Genomic DNA, 256 nt, shown 5'->3' on the forward strand with positions numbered 1-256 from the left:
CACTGTCGACATGGTTCTATCATGCGCTGAACGCCGAAAGAATTCCCGCGATCTGCATTGAAGCACGTCATGCGCAAAAGGTTCTGAATGAAACCCTCAACAAGACTGATGCCAATGATGCGGATGGCTTAGCGCAGTTGGCAGAAGCCGGATTTTACAAAGTCGTGCGAGTAAAGACTTTCGACAACATGGTGACACGCACACTGGTGGCAGCGCGTAGCCAGCTCGTAAGCATTTCCAAGCAGCTCAGCAACCA

The 256-nt window shown here is 51.2% G+C and carries 1 pseudogene; it reads left to right on the forward strand.

Going from position 1 to position 256, the window contains the following annotated elements:
- A pseudogene (locus JNB91_RS31910) lies at nucleotides 1-256 on the forward strand (IS110 family transposase); the annotation flags it as partial.

Origin of the sequence: Aliirhizobium wenxiniae (assembly GCF_019511445.1) — a bacterium.
In the GTDB taxonomy this organism is placed as follows: domain Bacteria; phylum Pseudomonadota; class Alphaproteobacteria; order Rhizobiales; family Rhizobiaceae; genus Neorhizobium; species Neorhizobium wenxiniae_A.